This is a genomic window from Bauldia sp., assembly GCF_020442045.1.
Taxonomy (GTDB): Bacteria; Pseudomonadota; Alphaproteobacteria; order Rhizobiales; family Kaistiaceae; genus Bauldia.
In genome coordinates, this window is sequence record NZ_JAGRLA010000166.1 from 1 (window position 1) to 18,299 (window position 18,299).

The following is an 18,299-nucleotide window of genomic DNA, read 5'->3' on the forward strand; positions in this document are numbered from 1 at the left end:
CATGATGCTTGGAAATGAGGACGCGGGCATCGAAATCGAAAATCCGTGCAAAAGGCAGCATGAAATGTTGGCCGTGCCACATGGTGAAGATGACCGGCGCGAGATGAATGTATTTGCCGTAGGGATCGGGCGGATCGAAGGCAAGCGGACTGGTCCGGTTGACCAGGCGGAGATAACCGGTGGCGGCGCTTGCGATCGCCCCCTGTACACCGCGGCTTCGCAGCAATCTTGTCGAGAGTCGCGGCTTCCGACGCCCTTTTTTGGAAAGTTTCAGGGTGGATTTCGCGGAATCGCCGCGCTTCGCCGGCATCGGTGCCGCCCGGGGGCCCTCGGCCGGGGACGTCGCAATGTCGGGCGCGTCGTTCTGTTCAATCGTCTTCACTGAGTACCGACCATCTGCGCCTGCCGCATCCTCAGCAAGAGCGCGGATACGTTTCCACCGGCGGGATGCAACAGACTGAAGCTTCCGGGCAGTGGCCCAATCCAATCATAGCGGAAGAACCGCCCTAGCTGCCTGCGCGGCCCGGCAGGACCTCGGTCTCGGGGTCGAGAAGGCGATGCAGGTGAACAATGAAATAGCGCCTGCGAGCGTTGTCGACGGTCGACTGCGCCTTGTCCTTCCAGGCATCATAAGCGGTGGCGTAGTTCGGGTAAATTCCAACGATATCAAGCTCGTGGAGGTCGGTGAACCGGATACTTTCGATGTCCTCCAGGTCTCCCCCGAAAACCAGGTGAAGAAGCTGCGGCTTGCGATCCGCCTCAGCGTCCTGCGATTCCGCCATGTCGATCGTCCCGCCCTTCGGTTTCGTAGCGCTTGTGTATCGTCCCGACCAAATCCACCACGCGTCCGAACAATGCCGGCGCTGACGCGATCAGCGTCGGATGTCCCGTGTCCCGGGTATTGTAGCGTAACGCCTGGCCCGAGAGGTCGCCCAAACGCGCCCCGGCTTCCTGCACCAAAAGGTCGGCCGCCGCAAGGTCCCAGTCCCTGGCGCTTGGCCGGACGATCGCGGCATCGATTTCGCCGCCTGCAACCAGCGCGATCCGGTAGGCAAGCGACGCGACATAGCGCGACCGCGCCGGGCTTCCGGTTTCCGCCTCCACGGCCCGCATATAGGCGCGCGGACCGGCGAAGCGCGCGCCGATGAAATCCTGCTTGTCGGAGGGCGCGAGCCGCCGGTCGCCCTCGTATGCCCCGCCGCCGGCAACGGCCCAGTAGCTGACCGACAGGACGGGCCCGATGAGCACGGCGGTTATCGGCCGGCCGTCTTCAACGATCGCCAGCGAAATCGTCCACTCGTCGCCGCCCTCGAGAAAAGCGCGGGTTCCATCGATCGGATCGACGACGAAAACCCTCGCGCGCTCAAGGCGCTCGGGGTTGTCGGCGGTTTCCTCGGAGAGCCATCCGTATTCCGGCCGGGCGGCGGTCAGGATCTCGGCCAGTCTCCGGTCGACGGCGATATCGGCCTCGCTGACCGGCGAACCGCCGTCCTTGGTCCAGGCCTTCGGTCCCTGCCTGAAATAGGCCATTGCGAGGTCGGCGGCTTCGGCGCCGGCGGCCCTCAGGAGTTCAAGATCGTCCTGGCTCGACCGATTCACCGGCTATTGCCCCGCCACCGTCATTCCTTCGACGGCGACGGTCGGGGCGTTGACCGAGAAGCGGTATTCAAGATCCGACGCCGCGGTCAGGTGGAGGAACATCTCGCCGAGGTTTCCGGCAACGGTGATTTCGCTGACGGGTTCGGCGAGCTTGCCGTCGCGGATCGCAAATCCGGCAGCGCCGCGGCTGTAGTCGCCGGTGAGGAGATTCGCGCCGTGGCCGATCATTTCCGTCACGTAGAGCCCCTCGCCGATCGCCGCCAGCAGATCCTCCGGCGACTGGTCGCCCGGGGCGAGCGTCAGATTGGTGGGGCCCGGCGACGGGTTGCCGCTGCCCCGGCCGGCATGGCCGTTGGTGACGAGCCCGAGCTCGCGGGCCGAGGCCGAATCGAGGAACCAGGCCTGGAGAACGCCATCCTTGACGAGATCAAGCGGCTGCGGCCGCACGCCCTCCCCGTCGAAAAGGCGCGACGCCAGCCCGCGCTTGCGGGAAGGATCATCGGTCACGTTGATATTCGCGGGGAAGATCGCCTGCCCCAACTTCTCGCGCAGGAAGCTGGTCCTGCGGGCGATGGCCGCGCCATTGGTGGCGCCGGCAAGGCTGCCGAAGAGGCCGCTCGCGACGCGCGGATCGAAGACCACTGTGGCGCCGCCCGTGGCGAAGCTCGCCGGATTCAACCGGCGCACCGCGCGCTCGCCGGCCTTGCGACCGATTGTCGCCGGATCGGCGAGATCGGCGCGATGGGTCCGCATCGCATAGTCGTAGTCGCGTTCCATGGCGGTGCCTGTCCCGGCGATCGCCGAGGCCGAGAGGCTGAAGCGTGACGCAAGGTAGGAGCCGGCGAAGCCGTCCGAGGTGGCGAGCACCATGCCGCCGAGCGACCAGCCGGCGCTGGCCCCACCGGAATTGGATACGCCCTCGACCGCCCGCATGGCGTCTTCGGCGGCGAGCGCGGCTTGGGTCAGTTCGTCCGCCTGGGGGATCGTCTCGTCGAGGAGATCGAGGTCCCCGTCGAAGGATTTGACCAGCAGGCCAGGGTCGGCAAGGCCGGCAAATTCGTCCGCCGGCGCGGCCCTGGCCATGGCGACAGCCCGCTCCGCGAGTTCCGCCGGATCGGCCAGGACATTGGCCGAGACGGTCGCGGACCGCCTGCCGACGAAGGCGCGCAGCGTGAAATCGTCGCCTTCGGCACGCCGGGTTTCCTCGACCTTGCCGTGCCGCATGTCGACCGAGAGCGATATCCCCCTGACACAGACGGTGTCGGCGGAATCGGCTCCGGCCTTCTTCGCGGCTTCGACGAGATGGGCGGCGCGATCGGTGAGATCGGACTGGTCGAGGATTTCGGTCATGCTGGCTCCTTGCGGCGTGATGTATGGTGCCAATCAGATTTGGGCAAGCATGACCGCGCCATTTGCATGGCCACCGTCCGGGTCATATGTTGCGCCCGCGACCCGCGGGCCGCCCCGCAGTGAGTCAGTCCAGGTCATCCCATGTCGTCATCCGTAGCCGGCGCCCCGCCTAAGAAGGCGCGTTTCGTCACGGGATCGACGATGCGCCATGTGCTGGTGATGGCGGCGGCGGGCGCGGCCGGGCTCGTCGCGGTCTTCGTCGTCGACTTCCTCAACCTCTTCTACATATCGCTGCTCCACGACCCCGGCCTGACCGCGGCGGTCGGCTACGCCTCGGCGCTGATCTATGTCTACACGTCTCTCACCATCGGCGTGATGATTGCCGCGACCGCGCTGGTCGCCCGCGCGCTTGGCGCCGAAGACCGGTCCCATGCCCGCGAGGTCGCCGGTTCGGCCGTCTTCTGGATGATCGTCGTCAGTGGCGGCAGCGCGCTGCTGACCATGCCCTTCGTCAATCCGCTGCTCACCCTGATCGGGGCGGCCGGCGAAGCGCATTCCGTCGCCGCGGTCTTCATGTGGATCGTGCTGCCGACGACGCCGCTGCTCGGACTCGGCATGTGCTTCGTCGGGCTGTTGCGCGCCGTCGGCGACGCCAGGCAGTCGATGGTTGCGACGCTTGCCTATGGCGCCGCCATCCTGATCCTCGATCCGCTGCTGATCCTCGGCGTCGGATGGGGCGTTCCGGGAGCCGCCATCGCGTCGGTCCTCGCCCGCCTCGTCATGGTCGGCTACGCCCTCCGCGTCCTGATCGTGAAGCATGACCTGATCGCCCGTCCGACCATCGTCCACGCACTGCGTGACTTCCGCCCGCTCGCGGCGATCGGCATCCCCGCCATCCTGACCAACATCGCGACCCCGGTCGGGGTCGGCTATGCCACGTCGGCCATCGCCCCCTATGGCGACCAGGCGGTCGCCGGCTGGACGGTGGTCTCCCGCCTCCTGCCGGTCGCCTTCGGCGGCCTGTTCGCGCTGTCGGGGGCCGTCGGCCCGATCTTCGCGCAGAATTACGGCGCCGGGGCCTATGACCGCGTGCGCGCCACCCTCGGCAACGCCATCACCGTCGCCGGCGTCTATTCGATCGTCGTCTCGGCAATCCTCTTCCTGATCCAGCACTGGATCGTCATCGCCTTCCATCTCGAGGGCAACGGCGCCGTCCTCCTCACCGACTTCAGTACCTATTTCGCCATCACCTTCGCCTTCGCCGGCGGTCTCTTCGTCGGCAACGCGGCCTTCAACAATCTCGGACATGCCCGGCTGTCGACGCTCTTCAACTGGGGCCGCGCGATCGTCGGCACGGTGCCTTTCGTCCTTGCCGGCCAATATCTCTACGGGATGCAGGGCGTCCTGGCGGGGTATTTCGTCGGCGGAATCCCCTTCGGCATCGCGGGCGTGCTGGTCGCCTACCGGATCATCGACCGGCTTGGCGACCGGCCGGCCCGCTCGCCGGAGGATACCCGGCCGGCGATGGCGGGCGGGCCCGGTTCGGGCGGCGACGACTCAGTTCTTGGCAAGTAGCGCCATCTGCTTGTCGACCAGCCGCTTGACCTCTTCCTTGACCGGCTCGGCGCCATGGATGATCTGCGCCGCCTTCATGAAATCGAGCACCCGTGCCTTGACCGGCGGCTGGATGACGACGACCTGCGGCGCATGCGGCCCGCGCAGCTTCTCCGCCATGATCGACTGCATCAGGAGCTGCGTCGCGCCGTAGATCGCCTCGAGCGAGCCCGGCATGCCGCGCCCGTTGCGATCGACCGGCCCACCGACGATGTCGACGGCGATGACGATGTCGGCTCCCTTGGAAACGACATCGAAGGGAAGCGGATTGATGACGCCGCCATCGACCATCGCCTGGCCATCGACGCGCACCGGCCGAAACAGCATCGGAATCGCGGCGGAAGCCGCCAGCGCCGGAAAGAGCTGCCCGGAATCGAGCACGGCTTCCTTGCGGCCATAGAAGTCCGTCGCGACGACCTTGAGGGGTATGGTCAGGTCCTCGAAGGTCTTCGGCAGGCCGGGCGGCAGGAAGGTCTCCATCACCCGCTCGGCGTCGAACTGGCCGATGGTGAAGCCACCCTCGGAGAAGAGGTCGCGCATGCGCTTGGGGCGAAGCTGCCAGAGCCGGCCGAGCACGTCGGTGCGGTTCTTGAACATCTCGATGGCGTAGCGGGAAATGTCGGAGCCGGTCATGCCGGCGGCATATCCGGCGCCCACCACCGCACCGATCGAGGTTCCGGCGATCACGGACGGCCGGATCCCCATCTCGTCCAGCGCTTCGAGGACCGGAACGTGGCCCAGCCCGCGGGCGCCGCCACCGCTGAGCGCGAGGCCGATTCTCGGTTCCCGTTTCATGGGGATGATGTACGCTCGGCAAGCGCCTTTTCAAGGCGCCGTGTTGTTTGCCCCCACCGGGACCATCGGCCTCACGTCGCCGGCTGGCCTACGCGTACGATGGTCATGTCATCGGTGAAGAGCCTTGCGGCGGCCTTGCGAACGTCCTCGATCGTGACGGCGGCGATCATGTCGTTGCGCTTGTTGATGTAGTCGATCCCAAGTCCTTCGAGCTGGATCGCAAGAAGCTGGCTGGCGATCGCCTGGGACGTGTCGAAGCGCAGCGGGTAGCTGCCGATCAGATAGTCCTTCGCGTCGGCGAGCTCCTTCTCGGTCGGTCCCTCCTCGGCGAATTTCCTGATCTCCCTCTCGATAAGGTCGACCACGGTGTCGGCCTGATCGGCGCGGGTTGAGGTGCCGACATAGACCAGTCCGGCATGGTCGAGGGGAACGAGCCCGAGATAGACGGAATAGGCGAGGCCACGCTTTTCGCGAACCTCCTCGTAGAGGCGCGAGGAAAAACTGCCTCCGCCGAGGATATAGGCGGCAACCGACGCTGCGATGAAATCCGGATCGTCGCGCTTCAGTCCCTTGCCGGCGATCTGGATGACGGTCTGCGGTATCGCCATCGGGATCGTGGTGTCGCCGCCGGCCTGCGGGGCGGCCTCCGCGACGCCGGCGCGGTTGGCCTTGACCGGCAGGTCGCCGAAGACCTCGTCGAGCAGCGTCGCGAGCTCTCCCGGGTCGATCGCGCCGACCACCGCGATGGCGAGATTGTCCTTGGCGACGATCTTGTTGAAATAGTCCTGCAGGTCCTCCCTGGTGATCGAGGCGACGGAGTCGATCGTCCCGTCGCTCGGCCGCCCATAAGGATGACCGGGAAAGAGCGAGGCCATCAGCGCCCGGCTCGCGAGATCGCCGGGATCGGTCTGGTCCGCCTTCAGTCCGGTCAGGATCTGCGCCCGGATCCGTTCGACCGGCTCCGGATCGAAACGCGGCTCGGTCAGCGCCAGCTTCAGGAGGTGCGCGGCCTCGTCCCTGTTCTCGACCAGCGTGCGCAGCGAGCCCTCGAACGTATCGCGGCCGACATCGAATGACATGCTGATCGAATCGTCTTCCAGCGCCTTCTGGAAAGCCTTGCTGTCGAGAGGGCCGGCGCCCTCGTCGAGGAGGCCGGAAAGCAGGTTGGCGACGCCGGGCTTGTCGGCCGGGTCCTGCGCCGAGCCGCCCTCGAAGGCGAAGGACATCGCGATCAGCGGAATCGCGTCCTCCTGGACCAGCCAGGCGACGATCCCCTTCGGGCTCACGACGCGCTCTATGGTGACGGCGTTGGCCGCGGCGGGAAAGAGCGCCGGCGCCAGCAGCAGGCAGATGGCGAAGGTGGCTTTGGCGAGCTTCATGATCTCGGTTCCTGTCAGGAGCGCCCGGACGCGGGAGGAGCGACCAGATATCCGGTCACCGAGCGCTTGGCGGTCAGGTATTTCGCCGCTGCGGCGACGATCTGGTCAGAGGTCACGGCGTCGATCATCGCCGGCCAGTTCTTGACGTCGTCAAGGGTCTGGCCGGTGGCCAGCGCCGTCCCGAAGATGCGGGCGAGCGAGGCGTGGTTGTCCTGGGCGTAGATCGCCGAGGCGGTCACCCGATGCTTGGCGCGCACGAGGTCCTCGTCGCTGATTCCGTTCTGGACGACGTCGGCCAGCACGCCATCGATGTCGGCCATCAGATCGTCGAGGCTGACGTCGCCGCGCGGCACGCCGTAAAGCACGAAACGGGTATCGCCGAGCGCGCTGGACCGGTAGTAGGCGCCGGACGACGTCGCCACGCCTTTCTCGACGACAAGCTGGCGATAGAGCTTGCTGGTGGTTCCCGATCCCAGGATGTCGGCGAGGAGATCGAGCGCTGCGGCCTCGCCCGGCCCGGCCGTCGCATAGGACGGCGCGAGAAAGGTGCGGTGCACCGACGGCTGGGTCACGCGCGGATTGGCGAGCGTCACGGTCCGCGCCGCAAGCGGCTCCGGCTCGCGCGGTCTCACGCGCGGCGGCGGTTCGGCACGGCGCGGAAGCTTGCCGTAGGTGTCTTGGGCAAGCTTGCGAACCTCGTCCTCGGTCACATCGCCGGCGACGATGACGATGGCGTTGTTCGGCGTGTAATAGCGGTCGTAGAAGGCGATCGCGTCATCGCGGTCGAGCTCGGCCATCTCGATCGCCCAGCCGATGGTCGGGATGCCGTAGTGGCTGTTCTGGAAGAGCGCCGCGCCGACCGCTTCGGCGAGCTGCGAGGACGGCTCGTTGTCCATCCGCGACCGCCGCTCCTCGAGGATCACCTTCCGCTCCGGCAACACCGCCGCGTCGTCGAGGACGAGATTGGCCATCCTGTCCGCCTCGAATTCCATCATCAGGCCGAGATGCTGCTTGGCGACGCTCTGGTGATAGACGGTGTAGTCGTCGGTGGTGAAGGCGTTCTCGCTGCCGCCGACCGAGGCGATGACCTTCGAGAATTCGCCTTCGGGATGGTCGCTGGTGCCCTTGAACATCAGATGCTCGAGGAAATGGGCAATACCGGACTTGCCGGGCATTTCGTCAGCGGCGCCGACCTTGTACCAGACCATATGCGTGACGATCGGCGCGCGATGATCCGGGATCACCACCACCTGCAAGCCGTTATCGAGCCAGAAGGTCGATGCCTGGTCGGCGAATGTCTTCGGCGCCGCGCCGGCCGCCGCCCCCATCACCCAGATCAGAACAAGGGGCAGCACGGCACGGGCGAAAGCGAACATCTTGAAACCTTCCGGGTCGTTTTACGGGCGTCGCGGCGGATGGCAGCGATCTGGTCGAATCATTCCTAGCATCCGGCCGGCGCTTTGAATCATTACATCCTCTTAAGGAAAACCAGTTGCGAATCGCCGACATCGCGCCGATCGACGACGTCCAGCCCCGGCACCGGCGCCACTTCCGCCGAGCGCCGCTCCTCGAGCACCGCCAGCGCGCCCTCCCCCATCCAGCCGCCGGACAGCGCGGCGGCCAGCGCCCGTTCGCCCAATCCGCCGCCATAGGGCGGATCCGCGAAGACCAGCGAAAACGACCCCACCGTCCCGGCCTCGCCGAGCCTGGTCGCATCGCGGCGGAAGATCCGCGTCTTGCCGGTCAGCCCCATCGCCTCGACATTCGACCGGATCAGGCCCCGCGCCGTGGCGTCCTCCTCGACGAAGAGCGCGTATCGCGCACCGCGCGAGATCGCCTCGATGCCAAGCGCGCCGGTGCCGGCGAAGAGATCGAGCACGCGGGCATCCCGGACCGCATCCTCGAAGCGGTGGGCGAGCACATCGAACAGCGTCTGGCGAAGACGGTCGCTCGACGGCCGGATCGCGTTCGACGGCGGCGCCATCAGCCGCCGGCCGCGGAACTCACCGCCGACGACGCGCATGGGGCTTTCGGGCCGGCTTCGACGGCCTTTCGGCCACCGCCGGAACACGGAGCGGCGCATCGAAGTCGGCGCCGGCCTGTTCGGCAAGCCTGGCGCCCAGTTGGTCGCGAAGGACCCTCCCGCGAATCTCCCTGACCGCGCCGACCGCCAGGTCGCCGAGCTGGAACGGGCCATAGGACATCCGGATCAGCCGGTTCGTCGCCAGTCCGAGATGCTCGAGGATACGCTTGATCTCGCGGTTCTTGCCCTCGCGAAGGCCGATCGTCATCCAGATGTTGCCGCCCTGTACCCGATCAATCGCCGCCTCGACGCCCGCATAGAGCACGCCGTCGACCGCGACGCCGTCCTTCAGGCGGTCGAGCGCCGCCTGGTCGATCACGCCATGGGCGCGAACGCGATAGCGCCGCAGCCAGCCGGTCGACGGCAGTTCGAGCGCCCGCTTCAGCCCGCCGTCATTGGTGAGCAGGAGCAGCCCCTCGGTATTGATGTCCAGCCGCCCGACCGCAAGCACCCGCGGCAGGTCGGCGGGCAGCGCCTCGAAGACGGTCCTGCGGCCCTGCGGGTCGCGCGCCGTCGTCACCAGCCCCTTCGGCTTGTTGTAGAGCCAGAGCCGGGTCCGCTCGCGGCGCGGCAACGGTTTGCCGTCGACGGCGACCCGGTCGCGCGGCCCGACATTGAAGGCCGGGCTTGCCAGCGTCCGGCCATTGACCTCGACGCGTCCTTCGGCGATCCAGCGCTCGGCGTCGCGGCGCGAGCAGAGCCCTGCCCGCGCGAGGATCTTGGCGATCCGTTCGCCTTCGGCCTTCTTCGATTCGGACGGATTTGCGTTCATCGCGGAGCCATAGCAAAGGTAGCGGCAGCGAGCGAGGATTGTCGATGTCGACGCCAATCGATCCGATGGGTGTTGCGCTGGAAGAGGCGCGGGCCGCGTTCGGGCGGAACGAAGTGCCGATCGGCGCGGCGCTGGTGCTCGACGGCCGGGTCGTCGCCCGCGACGGCAATCGCACCGTCGAGCTCGACGATCCGACCGCCCATGCGGAAATCCTCGTCATCCGCGCCGCCGCCCGGGCCATCGGCTCGCAGCGGCTGACCGGTGCAGACCTCTACGTCACTCTCGAACCCTGTGCCATGTGCGCGGCCGCGATATCCTTCGCCCGCATCCGGCGGCTCTATTTCGGAGCGGCGGACGGGAAAGGCGGCGCGGTCGAGCACGGGCCGCGATTCTTTGGCCAGCCCACCTGCCATCACGCGCCGGAGGTCTATGGTGGAATCGCGGAAATGGAATCGGCCGGCCTGCTCAGGCGCTTCTTCGCCAGCCGCCGATAACCCCGGCTCGCGGCCTATTGCGAGGCTGCTTTCAACGCGGCCTCGTCGGCGGCCGGCGTCGTCGATTCGACCGGCGTCGCGGCGGCCGTCGGCTTGCGCTTGAACACCTGCCACCACTTCTCGTTCTTCGCGGCGATGAATTCCTCGGGCGCATCCGGATCGGGAACCCGATATTCAGCCGGCGGCTCGGTCAGGGTGGTGCGAACCGGGTTGCCGTCTGCGTCGACGGCGCCGCCGGCCGCCGCGTTCTTCTTGGCGAACAGGGTCTTGGCGTCGGCCTTCTGTTCCTTCATCTCGCGCATCAGGACCTCTGCGCTGTTCTTGTCCTTGCTGTGATCGTCGTAGACGATCCGGTCCGCCTTCGGCAGCTTGAAGCCCGGGTCCAGCAGAACGTCCTCCTTGGTCCCGTTTCGGTCCGAGGCGTAGACCTTCTCCTTCGGGGGGGCGTTGGCGTTGGGGTCTTTCGGCCAGTTCGCCGGGGTGGTCGCCTGTCCCGGCTTGGGCAGCGAGGCATTCGGCGGCGGCGCGACGATTCCCGGGCGCGGCTCGTAGTCAATCGGCTCGCTGTCCTTGGAGCCGAAGCTGACGAGCCCGGTCAGATCCTTCACGGTCTGCGCCCCGGCCCCGACGCCCGTGCCATAGGTCGTCTGGGAACAGGCGCCAAGAAGCCCGGCGAGCAACACGCTGCCGGCCAATTTCCATTTGTCTGGCCCCAAAAGCCTCATGCCAAAGACTATTCCCCTCACCACGCCCCGTATCGGACCTTGATATTAATCCGTTAAGAAACCGGCGAAAATCCGGCAGGGATGACAAGACCTCTAGCCGATCCCCCCGACGCCGACAACCGAACCCCTCAGCCGACGGCGGCGAGGCGCATGTCGATCGGGCCGCCAGGCCCGGCTTTCGCGATGATCGATCGTGCCGTCCGGGCGTCATTCCGCATCGTCTCGACGAGCGCCGCGACCGACTCGAATGTCGCCTCAGGCCTGATCCAGTCAACGAAGGTGACGACGACGTCCTGATCATAGAGATCGCCGTCGAAATCGAAGACGAAGACCTCGAGGAGCGGCGCCCCATTGTCGAATTGCGGCCGCCGGCCATAGCTCGCAACCCCTGCGAGCGGCTCTCCACCGCGGCTCGTCAGAGTTACAGCATAGATGCCGTGGCGAAGCTCGCAGTCGGCCGGCAGAGCGATATTGGCGGTCGGAAAGCCGAGCTCCCGGCCGCGTTCCTCGCCGTGGATTACCGTGCCGACGACAAACCAGCGATAGCCGAGCAACCGGTTGGCGTTGGTGACGTCGCCGGCGGCGAGGTATTCCCGGATCGCCGATGACGAGATTCGTTCGCCCCGCTCGTCGAAGACCGGGTCGACGACCACGACGTCGAAGCCGAATCGCTGGCCTGCCGCCTTGAGTTGCTCGATCGTCCCGGCCCGGCCTTTGCCGAACCTGAAGCCGTCGCCGACGATCACCCGGCGGGCGGCAAGGCGTCCGGCAAGGACGTCCTCCTCGAAGGCTGTCGGCTCGAGTTGCGAGAAACCGGCGTCGAAGCGCGCCGCCACCATCGCATCGATGCCGAGGGCGGCCATGATCCTGGCCTTCGCGGCAGGCGGCGTCATCCTGAACACCGGACGCTCCGGGCGGAAGAAGGTTCTCGGATGGGGCTCGAAGGTCAGCACGATCGCCCTGGCGTCCTGCCGGCGCGCCTCGGCGATGGCCGTCTGGATCAGGGCCGCGTGACCGCGATGGACGCCGTCGAAATTGCCGACCGCGACCGCGCTGGGCCCGAAACCGGACGGCAGGTCGTCCAGGGCAAGGGTCCGGACAGGGGACACTGGCGGGTTCTGGGTGTCCGGCATTCAAGCGGGTCCGGAAGACGGGAGGCCGGCAACCTGCCGGCTCGACCGGGTCTGGTCAAGACGCGCGCCGCCGGCCATCGTTCAGAATGTCAGATGCGGGATATAGGCGCGCGCGCCGATGCCGGTGCCTTCCAGGAAGGCGTTGACCCTGTCGGTGTCGGGGTTTTCGCGCTCGCCATAGGCCTCGGCGTGGATGCCGGCGGTCACGAACAGCACGTCGAGGCCGAAGTCGTTGGCGCCGCGGAGGTCCGTCTCGGCCGCATCGCCGATCGCAAGGATCGCGCCTGCATCGACCGGTCCCCCGGTGAGTTCCGCGAAACGGGCCATCGCCGTCTCGTAGATCGGCCGGTGCGGTTTGCCGAGGATGATGGTTTCGCCCCCGATGCCCGCATAGCTCTCGGCCAGTGCCCCGGCGCACCAGACCAGCTTGTCGCCGCGCTCCACCACCTTGTCGGGGTTGGCGCACAGCAGCGGCAGACCTTGTGCCTTCCAGCGCGCGAAGGCGTCGGCATAGGTATCCGGGGTCTCGGTGGTATCGTCGAAGAGGCCGGTACAGGAAATCAGCTCGGCCCCCTCCTCGCCCGCCATCGACACGTCGAGCCCGTCATAGATGGCGAGATCGCGCTCCTCGCCGACGTGATGGATGCGTATTCCCGGGCGCGCGGCGAGATAGTCGCGGGCGGCCTCGCCCGAGGTGATGATGGCGTCGAAGGCGTCGTGATCGACGCCGAGGCGCGTGAACTGTTCCATCACCTGCTGTTTCGGCCTTGGCGCGTTGGTGATGATCAGCACCTTGCGCCCGGCCTGGCGGCATCTTTTCAGGGCATCGAGGGCCGCCGGATAGGCCGTCACCCCGTTATGGACGACGCCCCATGCGTCGCAAAGGATGTACCGGTAGTCGGCGACGATTTCGGAAAGGCCGCGAATGCGCGACGGATGGGTGGAATTGCTCATGCGAGCCGGCTAGCGGGTCGCAAGGTTTCGGTCAAGCCGGCCGCTCCAATCCCGCGCTTTTTTTCGTGACGCGGTCCGACGCCAACGCTTCATTTACCCTATTCGGCGAGAGTGGACGCGAAAGCCAATTGAGTTGCCGGAAGGCGGGGGTCGCCGGTCGTGGCGAACGACAACCATCCTGAACCGATCGACGTTGTCATCGTCGATTCCGATGCGGTCCAGCGCAGGGTGCTTGCCGGCCTGATCGCCGATAGCGCGCTCAGCCGCTACCAGCCGTTCTCCTGCGCCAGCCCGGAAGAAGCGGCGACCAGCGGCCGCGATATGTCGCGCGCGATCATCCTCGCCGATATCGACACGATCGGCGGACCGGCCAATATCGCCGAGATCGCCGGAACCACGTCGCGGCTCATCGCAACCAGCTCCGCCGGTTCACTGAATGTCGCCCTGGCCGCGGTGAAGGCCGGTGCCTTTGATTTCCTGCCGAAGCCGATCGGCGCCAAGGCCCTGATCCAGGGCCTCGAGGCCGCGGTCTCCTCGTGGAACGGCGCCCCGGGCCCGACCGCCCGGCCGCAACCGCCGCCGCTCCCTGCCGTTCGGTCTTCGGCCGAACCGGCCGACTTCGCCGGTTTCGTCGGCCGGTCGCCGGCGATGCAGGCCGTCTACGAGCAGATCCGACGGATGGCGCCGTCCAGCGCGCCGGTCTTCATCACCGGGGAAAGCGGCACGGGCAAGGAGGTCACCGCCGAGGCGATCCATGCGCATGCCGGCCCCGAGGGCCGGCCCTTCGTCGCGCTGAATTGCAGCGCGATCCCGAAGGAGCTGATGGAGAGCGAAATTTTCGGCCACGTGCGCGGCGCCTTCACCGGCGCCTCCGAGAACAGGGCCGGCGCGGCCGAGATGGCGGACGGCGGCACGCTGTTCCTCGACGAACTGGCCGAAATGGATCTCGGCCTCCAGGCAAAGCTCCTCCGCTTCATCCAGACCGGCAGCTTCCGACGGGTTGGCGGCAACGAACTGAAGCGAGTCGACCTCCGCATCGTCTCGGCGACCAATCGCGATCCCTTCGCCGAGGTCGAGGCCGGACGCTTCCGCGCCGACCTCTTCTATCGGCTCCATGTCCTGCCGATCGCCCTGCCGGCGCTGCGCGAGCGTCCCGAGGATATCCTGCCGCTCGCCGAGGCCTTTCTCACTCGCTATGCGGAAGAGGAGGGGCGCGGCTTCCACGGGTTCGACCCGGAAGCCGCGGCATTGATCCGCGCCTCGTCATGGCCGGGCAATGTCCGGCAGCTCCAGAATGTCGTGCGCCGCATCGTCGTGCTGCATGACGGCAGCGCGGTAACGTCGGACATGCTGCCGCCCGGCCTTTCCGGCCCGCCGTCGCCCGCGACCGCGACCGGCGAAATTTCGAAGCCCCGGGCTTCCGCCCCGGACACGATCCTTCCCTTCCGCGACCAGGAACGGATGATCATCGAGGCGGCCGTCGCCGCCTTCGACGGGAACATCCCGCGCGCCGCGGCGGCGCTTGAGATCAGCGCTTCGACAATCTACCGCAAGCGCCAGGCGTGGCTCGACCGCCTCTCCGCCTGATCCGTCTTTCTTCCCTTGCGTGAAAGCGCGCGGAATTGGATCATGGCGGCCTGGGTCGTGCGGCGGCGGCCATGATCGTGGGTTGCTTGGGGGTGAATATGACAACTTCGGCCTTTCGGCCAATGGCCGCGGCCGCGTGCTGCGCGGCACTTTATTGCGGCTTTCTCCTGCCCGCGCAGGCCGGACCCGTCGCCGATCAGGCAACTCTCGCCGAAACGCTTCTCGACCGTGGATATGGCGCCGCCGCCTTGTCGGCCTTTGACAAGGCGGCGGCGGCATTCTGGGAAGCTTCGCCGCTGCAGCTCAGGACGGTGCTCTTCGCCGACAAGGTGGAGGGCTATGCCGACTATACCCCGCGCGGCAATTCGGTCTTCCGGAACAGCGACACGCTGCGCATCTATTTCGAGCCCGTCGGCTTCGCCTTCAGGCCCGAAGCCGGCGGCTTCACCTCCGCTCTCGCGGCGGATCTGCAGATCCGCACGCCCGGCGGATTGATCCTCGCGACGTCCGAGGATTTCGGCCGGCTCCAGTGGCAGGGTCGGTCGAAGATGCACGAGGTCCATGCGACCATCGAATTCCCGCTGCCGGACTTCAAACCGGGCGAATACCAGCTCCTGCTGACCCTCAGGGACGAGGGATCACCGAAGACGACCACGGTGACCCTGCCCTTCTCGGTCGCCGAATAGCGCCTAGCCTTCGGTCGCGACATCGATGGCGATGTCGCGGAAGGTCGCGGCGAGCGCGCTGTTGCTGTCCGCCTCCAGGGCCTTGCCGGGGCTGCTGGCGCAGGCTCGCAGCAGGTCCACCGTCGCCGGGTCGGAGACCTGGAAGGCGATCGTGTAGATATCCACCCCGCCTTCGGCCTTCGCATTGGCGCAGGCTTCCAGGGTGCGTTCGTTCAGTTTCGCCACGACGGTCTCCCGGTCCGCCGAAGTGGTGCCGAGGTGGCCCTTCGAGACATAGCCGAAGGCGCCATAGGCCGAACGGTTGAAGTTGCGGTAGGAGTCGTAGCCGTTGTGGCCGCCGGTCATGACGATCATGACCTTGCGATTGGACGCGGTGTCGGCCGGACGCCCCTCGGCAAAAGGCGGCGCCGGCGAAAGCGCCCGCCATCCCCACATGATCCCGGCATGGAGATTTGCCGTGCCGCGGGCGGTCAACGCATCGATCGTCTCCAGGATGCCGGACCGGTCGTTGCTGAGCGGCATCAGGGGCGCGGCCGTGCAGCCCAGGTTAGGGCCGACGACCGTGCCGTTGCCGTTGCCGAGTGGCAGCGGGGTGCTCTCCTTGTACTTGCAGAGCCTTTCCTGCGCCTCGTCGGCCGACCACGCCCTGGTCGGTCGCGTATTCTTCCCGCAGGCCGGCGAGACATCGGCGATATAGTTGTTGTCGAAGCCGTTCATGTCCGGCTCGTCGGGCGCGAACATCGGCACGAAGAGCGTTGCCGGCTCGGCCGCGTCCGGCGCCGCATCCTCAACGTCATAGGGGTGTGGGCGAGCCTCGACGCAGCCGGCCCAGGCGACACCCGGCAGCGCGTCGAAAAGCGCCAGGCGATTGCCTTCGGCGGCCGTCGTATAGAGGCCGAAATTCTCGAGGTGACCGGGTGCCCGAGCCTTGGTGTCGATCCACGGCGCGTCCGCGTTCTGCGCGCCGACATTGACGGCCGCCGCGAAGGGAACGACCGCGATCCGCACCGGATCGGGCCAGGGATTGAGCCGGTTCGCGGCGAAAAGCGACCGGGTCAGGTCGCCCGCGGCCTGCCGAAGCGCCCGGATCTTCGATCCGGCCATGGTCCCGGACGTGTCGAGAACCAGCGCGACTTCGTAGGTCTTGTTCGCCGCCGTTGCCTCGGCCCTGAGATCGAAGGCGAACTGGTCGAAACCGACGAGCCTGAGAAAACGGGTCGGCACGCGGAGCTCGGTGCTGATGGCGATATTGCCGTCGGCAAGGCTGACAACCGCGGACGAGGGGCTGGACAACCGCCGCTCGACGCCATCGCCGTAGAGTCGTTGCGCCTCGGCGGCCACCGCCTCCGGCGGCAGCACGCCCATGGCGCCGCGCGCGCCCAGCGAGGCACGATCGAGCGCCGCCTGGGTGATCGCGCGCTGGTCTTCGGCATCCGAATAGTCGGCCGCCGCTCCGACCACGGCGATCAACGGCACCGCCGCGATCGCGAATGTCGTCCCGACATTCCCATGTATCAGACGAAAGAACTGCTTAATCATGTTCGACGCGACGCCTGTTCTTTTATTTTTCGATTTGTTTCTTGATACTCAACTCGAATTGACGACGAGTTAAACGGTAGACATCAACATGACGTTAAGTATACTTTTGACGCCTGTTGACCAGGTCCGGTGCCGATACGCCGATAATGGCCTCGGTGATGGGATCACGCCGCCCGCCACGCCGCGCCCGGGTCCGTTCAGGAGGCTATCGTTGTCCCGGCCGCGGTTGCCTTGACAACCGTCTGGCACCTCACTACATCGCGCCTCGGATGTTTGGCACTCATCGTCACAGAGTGCTAACAGGCCTCCGTATCGGGCCCCGGAAGGGGCCGGAAACATGTAGATAGAGGAAGAGAAACCCCATGAAATTCCGTCCCCTACACGACCGCGTGGTCGTACGCCGGGTCGAGTCCGAGGAGAAGACCGCGGGCGGCATCATCATTCCGGACACCGCCAAGGAGAAGCCGCAGGAAGGCGAGATCGTCGCCGTCGGCCCGGGTGGCCGCGACGAGACCGGCAAGCTGACCCCGATCGACGTCAAGGTCGGCGATCGCGTCCTGTTCGGCAAATGGTCGGGCACCGAGGTCAAGATCAATGGTGAGGACCTCCTGATCATGAAGGAGTCCGACATCATGGGCGTGATCGAAGGCAAGACCGCCGCGCGGAAGGCCGCCTGAGCACGCGCCTTAAACCCACAGTAATCCGACAGAATTGAAGGAAGGACAGCAATGGCTGCCAAAGACGTAAAATTCTCGACCGACGCGCGTAACAGGATGCTGCGCGGCGTCGAGATCCTCGCCGATGCGGTGAAGGTCACCCTCGGCCCCAAGGGCCGCAATGTCGTGCTCGACAAGTCGTTCGGCGCGCCCCGCATCACCAAGGACGGCGTCACTGTCGCCAAGGAAATCGAGCTTGAGGACAAGTTCGAGAACATGGGCGCCCAGATGGTCCGCGAAGTCGCTTCGAAGACCAACGACATCGCCGGTGACGGCACCACGACGGCGACCGTTCTCGCCGAGGCGATCGTCAGGGAAGGTGCCAAGGCGGTTGCCGCCGGCATGAACCCGATGGACCTCAAGCGCGGCATCGACCTCGCCGTCTCCGAGGCGATCGGCGACCTTTCCAAGCGCTCCAAGAAGATCAAGACCTCCGAGGAGATCGCCCAGGTCGGCACGATTTCGGCCAATGGCGAGCGCGAGATCGGCAACATGATCGCCAACGCCATGCAGAAGGTCGGCAACGAGGGCGTCATCACGGTCGAGGAAGCCAAGGCTCTCGAGACCGAGCTCGAAGTGGTCGAGGGCATGCAGTTCGACCGCGGCTACCTCTCCCCCTACTTCATCACCAACGCCGACAAGATGGTGACCGAGCTCGAGGATCCCTTCATCCTCCTGCACGAGAAGAAGCTCTCCAACCTCCAGGCGATGCTGCCGGTCCTCGAGGCCGTCGTGCAGTCCTCGCGTCCGCTGCTGATCATCGCCGAGGACGTCGAGGGCGAGGCGCTCGCCACGCTCGTCGTCAACAAGCTCCGCGGCGGCCTGAAGGTCGCGGCCGTCAAGGCTCCGGGCTTCGGCGATCGCCGCAAGGCG

The 18,299-nt window shown here is 66.7% G+C and carries 17 protein-coding genes and 2 pseudogenes; 6 read left to right on the top strand and 13 right to left on the bottom strand.

The window, feature by feature from the left end; all coding sequences use genetic code 11:
• From KDJ86_RS18505 to KDJ86_RS18520, 4 genes and pseudogenes are all read right to left on the bottom strand, one after another.
• A pseudogene (locus KDJ86_RS18505) lies at nucleotides 1-310 on the bottom strand (hypothetical protein); the annotation flags it as partial.
• 196 nt (nucleotides 311-506) lie between these two features.
• Nucleotides 507-782 carry a DUF4170 domain-containing protein gene (locus tag KDJ86_RS18510; RefSeq protein ID WP_291749264.1) on the bottom strand — a complete coding sequence of 92 codons (276 nt, stop codon included), beginning with the start codon at nucleotides 780-782 and terminating at the stop codon, nucleotides 507-509.
• A complete protein-coding gene (locus KDJ86_RS18515) occupies nucleotides 760-1,599 on the bottom strand; it encodes a 3'(2'),5'-bisphosphate nucleotidase CysQ (RefSeq protein ID WP_291749266.1) in 840 nt (279 codons plus the stop codon). Before KDJ86_RS18515 ends, KDJ86_RS18510 begins: the two co-directional genes overlap by 23 nt.
• A 3-nt stretch (nucleotides 1,600-1,602) precedes the next feature.
• Nucleotides 1,603-2,949, bottom strand: coding sequence for a TldD/PmbA family protein (locus KDJ86_RS18520; protein ID WP_291749269.1), 1,347 nt, complete (start codon nucleotides 2,947-2,949; stop codon nucleotides 1,603-1,605).
• 141 nt (nucleotides 2,950-3,090) lie between these two features.
• Between KDJ86_RS18520 and KDJ86_RS18525 the strand changes: the two genes are divergently transcribed.
• Nucleotides 3,091-4,524, top strand: coding sequence for an MATE family efflux transporter (locus tag KDJ86_RS18525; protein ID WP_291749271.1), 1,434 nt, complete (start codon nucleotides 3,091-3,093; stop codon nucleotides 4,522-4,524).
• On the opposite strand, the gene KDJ86_RS18530 is transcribed toward KDJ86_RS18525, so the two are convergent.
• The 5 genes and pseudogenes from KDJ86_RS18530 to KDJ86_RS18550 form a co-directional block, all read right to left on the bottom strand.
• Entirely contained in the window at nucleotides 4,507-5,358 is an 852-nt protein-coding gene (locus KDJ86_RS18530; RefSeq protein ID WP_291749274.1) for a patatin-like phospholipase family protein, read from the bottom strand. The two genes, KDJ86_RS18525 and KDJ86_RS18530, sit on opposite strands and share 18 nt — an antisense overlap.
• 71 nt (nucleotides 5,359-5,429) lie before the next feature.
• Nucleotides 5,430-6,737: a M16 family metallopeptidase gene (locus KDJ86_RS18535; protein ID WP_291749277.1), complete on the bottom strand. Its 1,308-nt coding sequence runs from the start codon at nucleotides 6,735-6,737 to the stop codon at nucleotides 5,430-5,432.
• A 14-nt stretch (nucleotides 6,738-6,751) separates the two neighbouring features.
• A complete protein-coding gene (locus KDJ86_RS18540) occupies nucleotides 6,752-8,113 on the bottom strand; it encodes a M16 family metallopeptidase (RefSeq protein WP_291749280.1) in 1,362 nt (453 codons plus the stop codon).
• A gap of 92 nt (nucleotides 8,114-8,205) precedes the next feature.
• On the bottom strand, nucleotides 8,206-8,760 hold the full coding sequence (rsmD, locus tag KDJ86_RS18545; RefSeq protein ID WP_291749282.1) for a 16S rRNA (guanine(966)-N(2))-methyltransferase RsmD: 555 nt from the start codon (nucleotides 8,758-8,760) through the stop codon (nucleotides 8,206-8,208).
• Between the two features lie 13 nt (nucleotides 8,761-8,773).
• A pseudogene (locus KDJ86_RS18550) lies at nucleotides 8,774-9,649 on the bottom strand (pseudouridine synthase); the annotation flags it as partial.
• On the opposite strand from KDJ86_RS18550, the gene KDJ86_RS18555 reads away from it, so the two are divergent.
• Nucleotides 9,637-10,086: a nucleoside deaminase gene (locus KDJ86_RS18555; RefSeq protein WP_291749284.1), complete on the top strand. Its 450-nt coding sequence runs from the start codon at nucleotides 9,637-9,639 to the stop codon at nucleotides 10,084-10,086. The pseudogene KDJ86_RS18550 and the gene KDJ86_RS18555 overlap by 13 nt on opposite strands.
• Before the next feature lie 14 nt (nucleotides 10,087-10,100).
• Here KDJ86_RS18555 and KDJ86_RS18560 read toward each other — a convergent pair whose 3' ends face one another.
• The 3 genes from KDJ86_RS18560 to KDJ86_RS18570 all read right to left on the bottom strand — a co-directional run bounded on the left by KDJ86_RS18560 (nucleotide 10,101) and on the right by KDJ86_RS18570 (nucleotide 12,898).
• Nucleotides 10,101-10,781: a hypothetical protein gene (locus KDJ86_RS18560; protein WP_291749288.1), complete on the bottom strand. Its 681-nt coding sequence runs from the start codon at nucleotides 10,779-10,781 to the stop codon at nucleotides 10,101-10,103.
• A gap of 158 nt (nucleotides 10,782-10,939) precedes the next feature.
• Complete coding sequence (locus tag KDJ86_RS18565; protein ID WP_291749290.1) at nucleotides 10,940-11,944, bottom strand: bifunctional riboflavin kinase/FAD synthetase; 1,005 nt, start codon at nucleotides 11,942-11,944, stop codon at nucleotides 10,940-10,942.
• 81 nt (nucleotides 11,945-12,025) lie between these two features.
• Complete coding sequence (locus tag KDJ86_RS18570) at nucleotides 12,026-12,898, bottom strand: TIGR01459 family HAD-type hydrolase (RefSeq protein ID WP_291749292.1); 873 nt, start codon at nucleotides 12,896-12,898, stop codon at nucleotides 12,026-12,028.
• A 159-nt stretch (nucleotides 12,899-13,057) separates the two neighbouring features.
• On the opposite strand from KDJ86_RS18570, the gene KDJ86_RS18575 reads away from it, so the two are divergent.
• Both KDJ86_RS18575 and KDJ86_RS18580 read left to right on the top strand, forming a co-directional pair.
• Entirely contained in the window at nucleotides 13,058-14,485 is a 1,428-nt protein-coding gene (locus KDJ86_RS18575) for a sigma-54-dependent transcriptional regulator (RefSeq protein ID WP_291749294.1), read from the top strand.
• A 122-nt stretch (nucleotides 14,486-14,607) separates the two neighbouring features.
• Nucleotides 14,608-15,171 carry a hypothetical protein gene (locus KDJ86_RS18580; RefSeq protein WP_291749297.1) on the top strand — a complete coding sequence of 188 codons (564 nt, stop codon included), beginning with the start codon at nucleotides 14,608-14,610 and terminating at the stop codon, nucleotides 15,169-15,171.
• 3 nt (nucleotides 15,172-15,174) lie between these two features.
• Here the strand turns inward: KDJ86_RS18580 and KDJ86_RS18585 are convergent, their stop codons facing one another.
• Entirely contained in the window at nucleotides 15,175-16,710 is a 1,536-nt protein-coding gene (locus KDJ86_RS18585) for a pilus assembly protein TadG-related protein (RefSeq protein ID WP_291749300.1), read from the bottom strand.
• A 362-nt stretch (nucleotides 16,711-17,072) separates the two neighbouring features.
• On the opposite strand from KDJ86_RS18585, the gene groES reads away from it, so the two are divergent.
• Nucleotides 17,073-17,387, top strand: coding sequence for a co-chaperone GroES (gene groES, locus KDJ86_RS18590; RefSeq protein WP_291749303.1), 315 nt, complete (start codon nucleotides 17,073-17,075; stop codon nucleotides 17,385-17,387).
• A gap of 51 nt (nucleotides 17,388-17,438) precedes the next feature.
• On the top strand, nucleotides 17,439-18,299 hold an 861-nt coding region (gene groEL / locus KDJ86_RS18595), incomplete at its 3' end, for a chaperonin GroEL (RefSeq protein ID WP_291749304.1).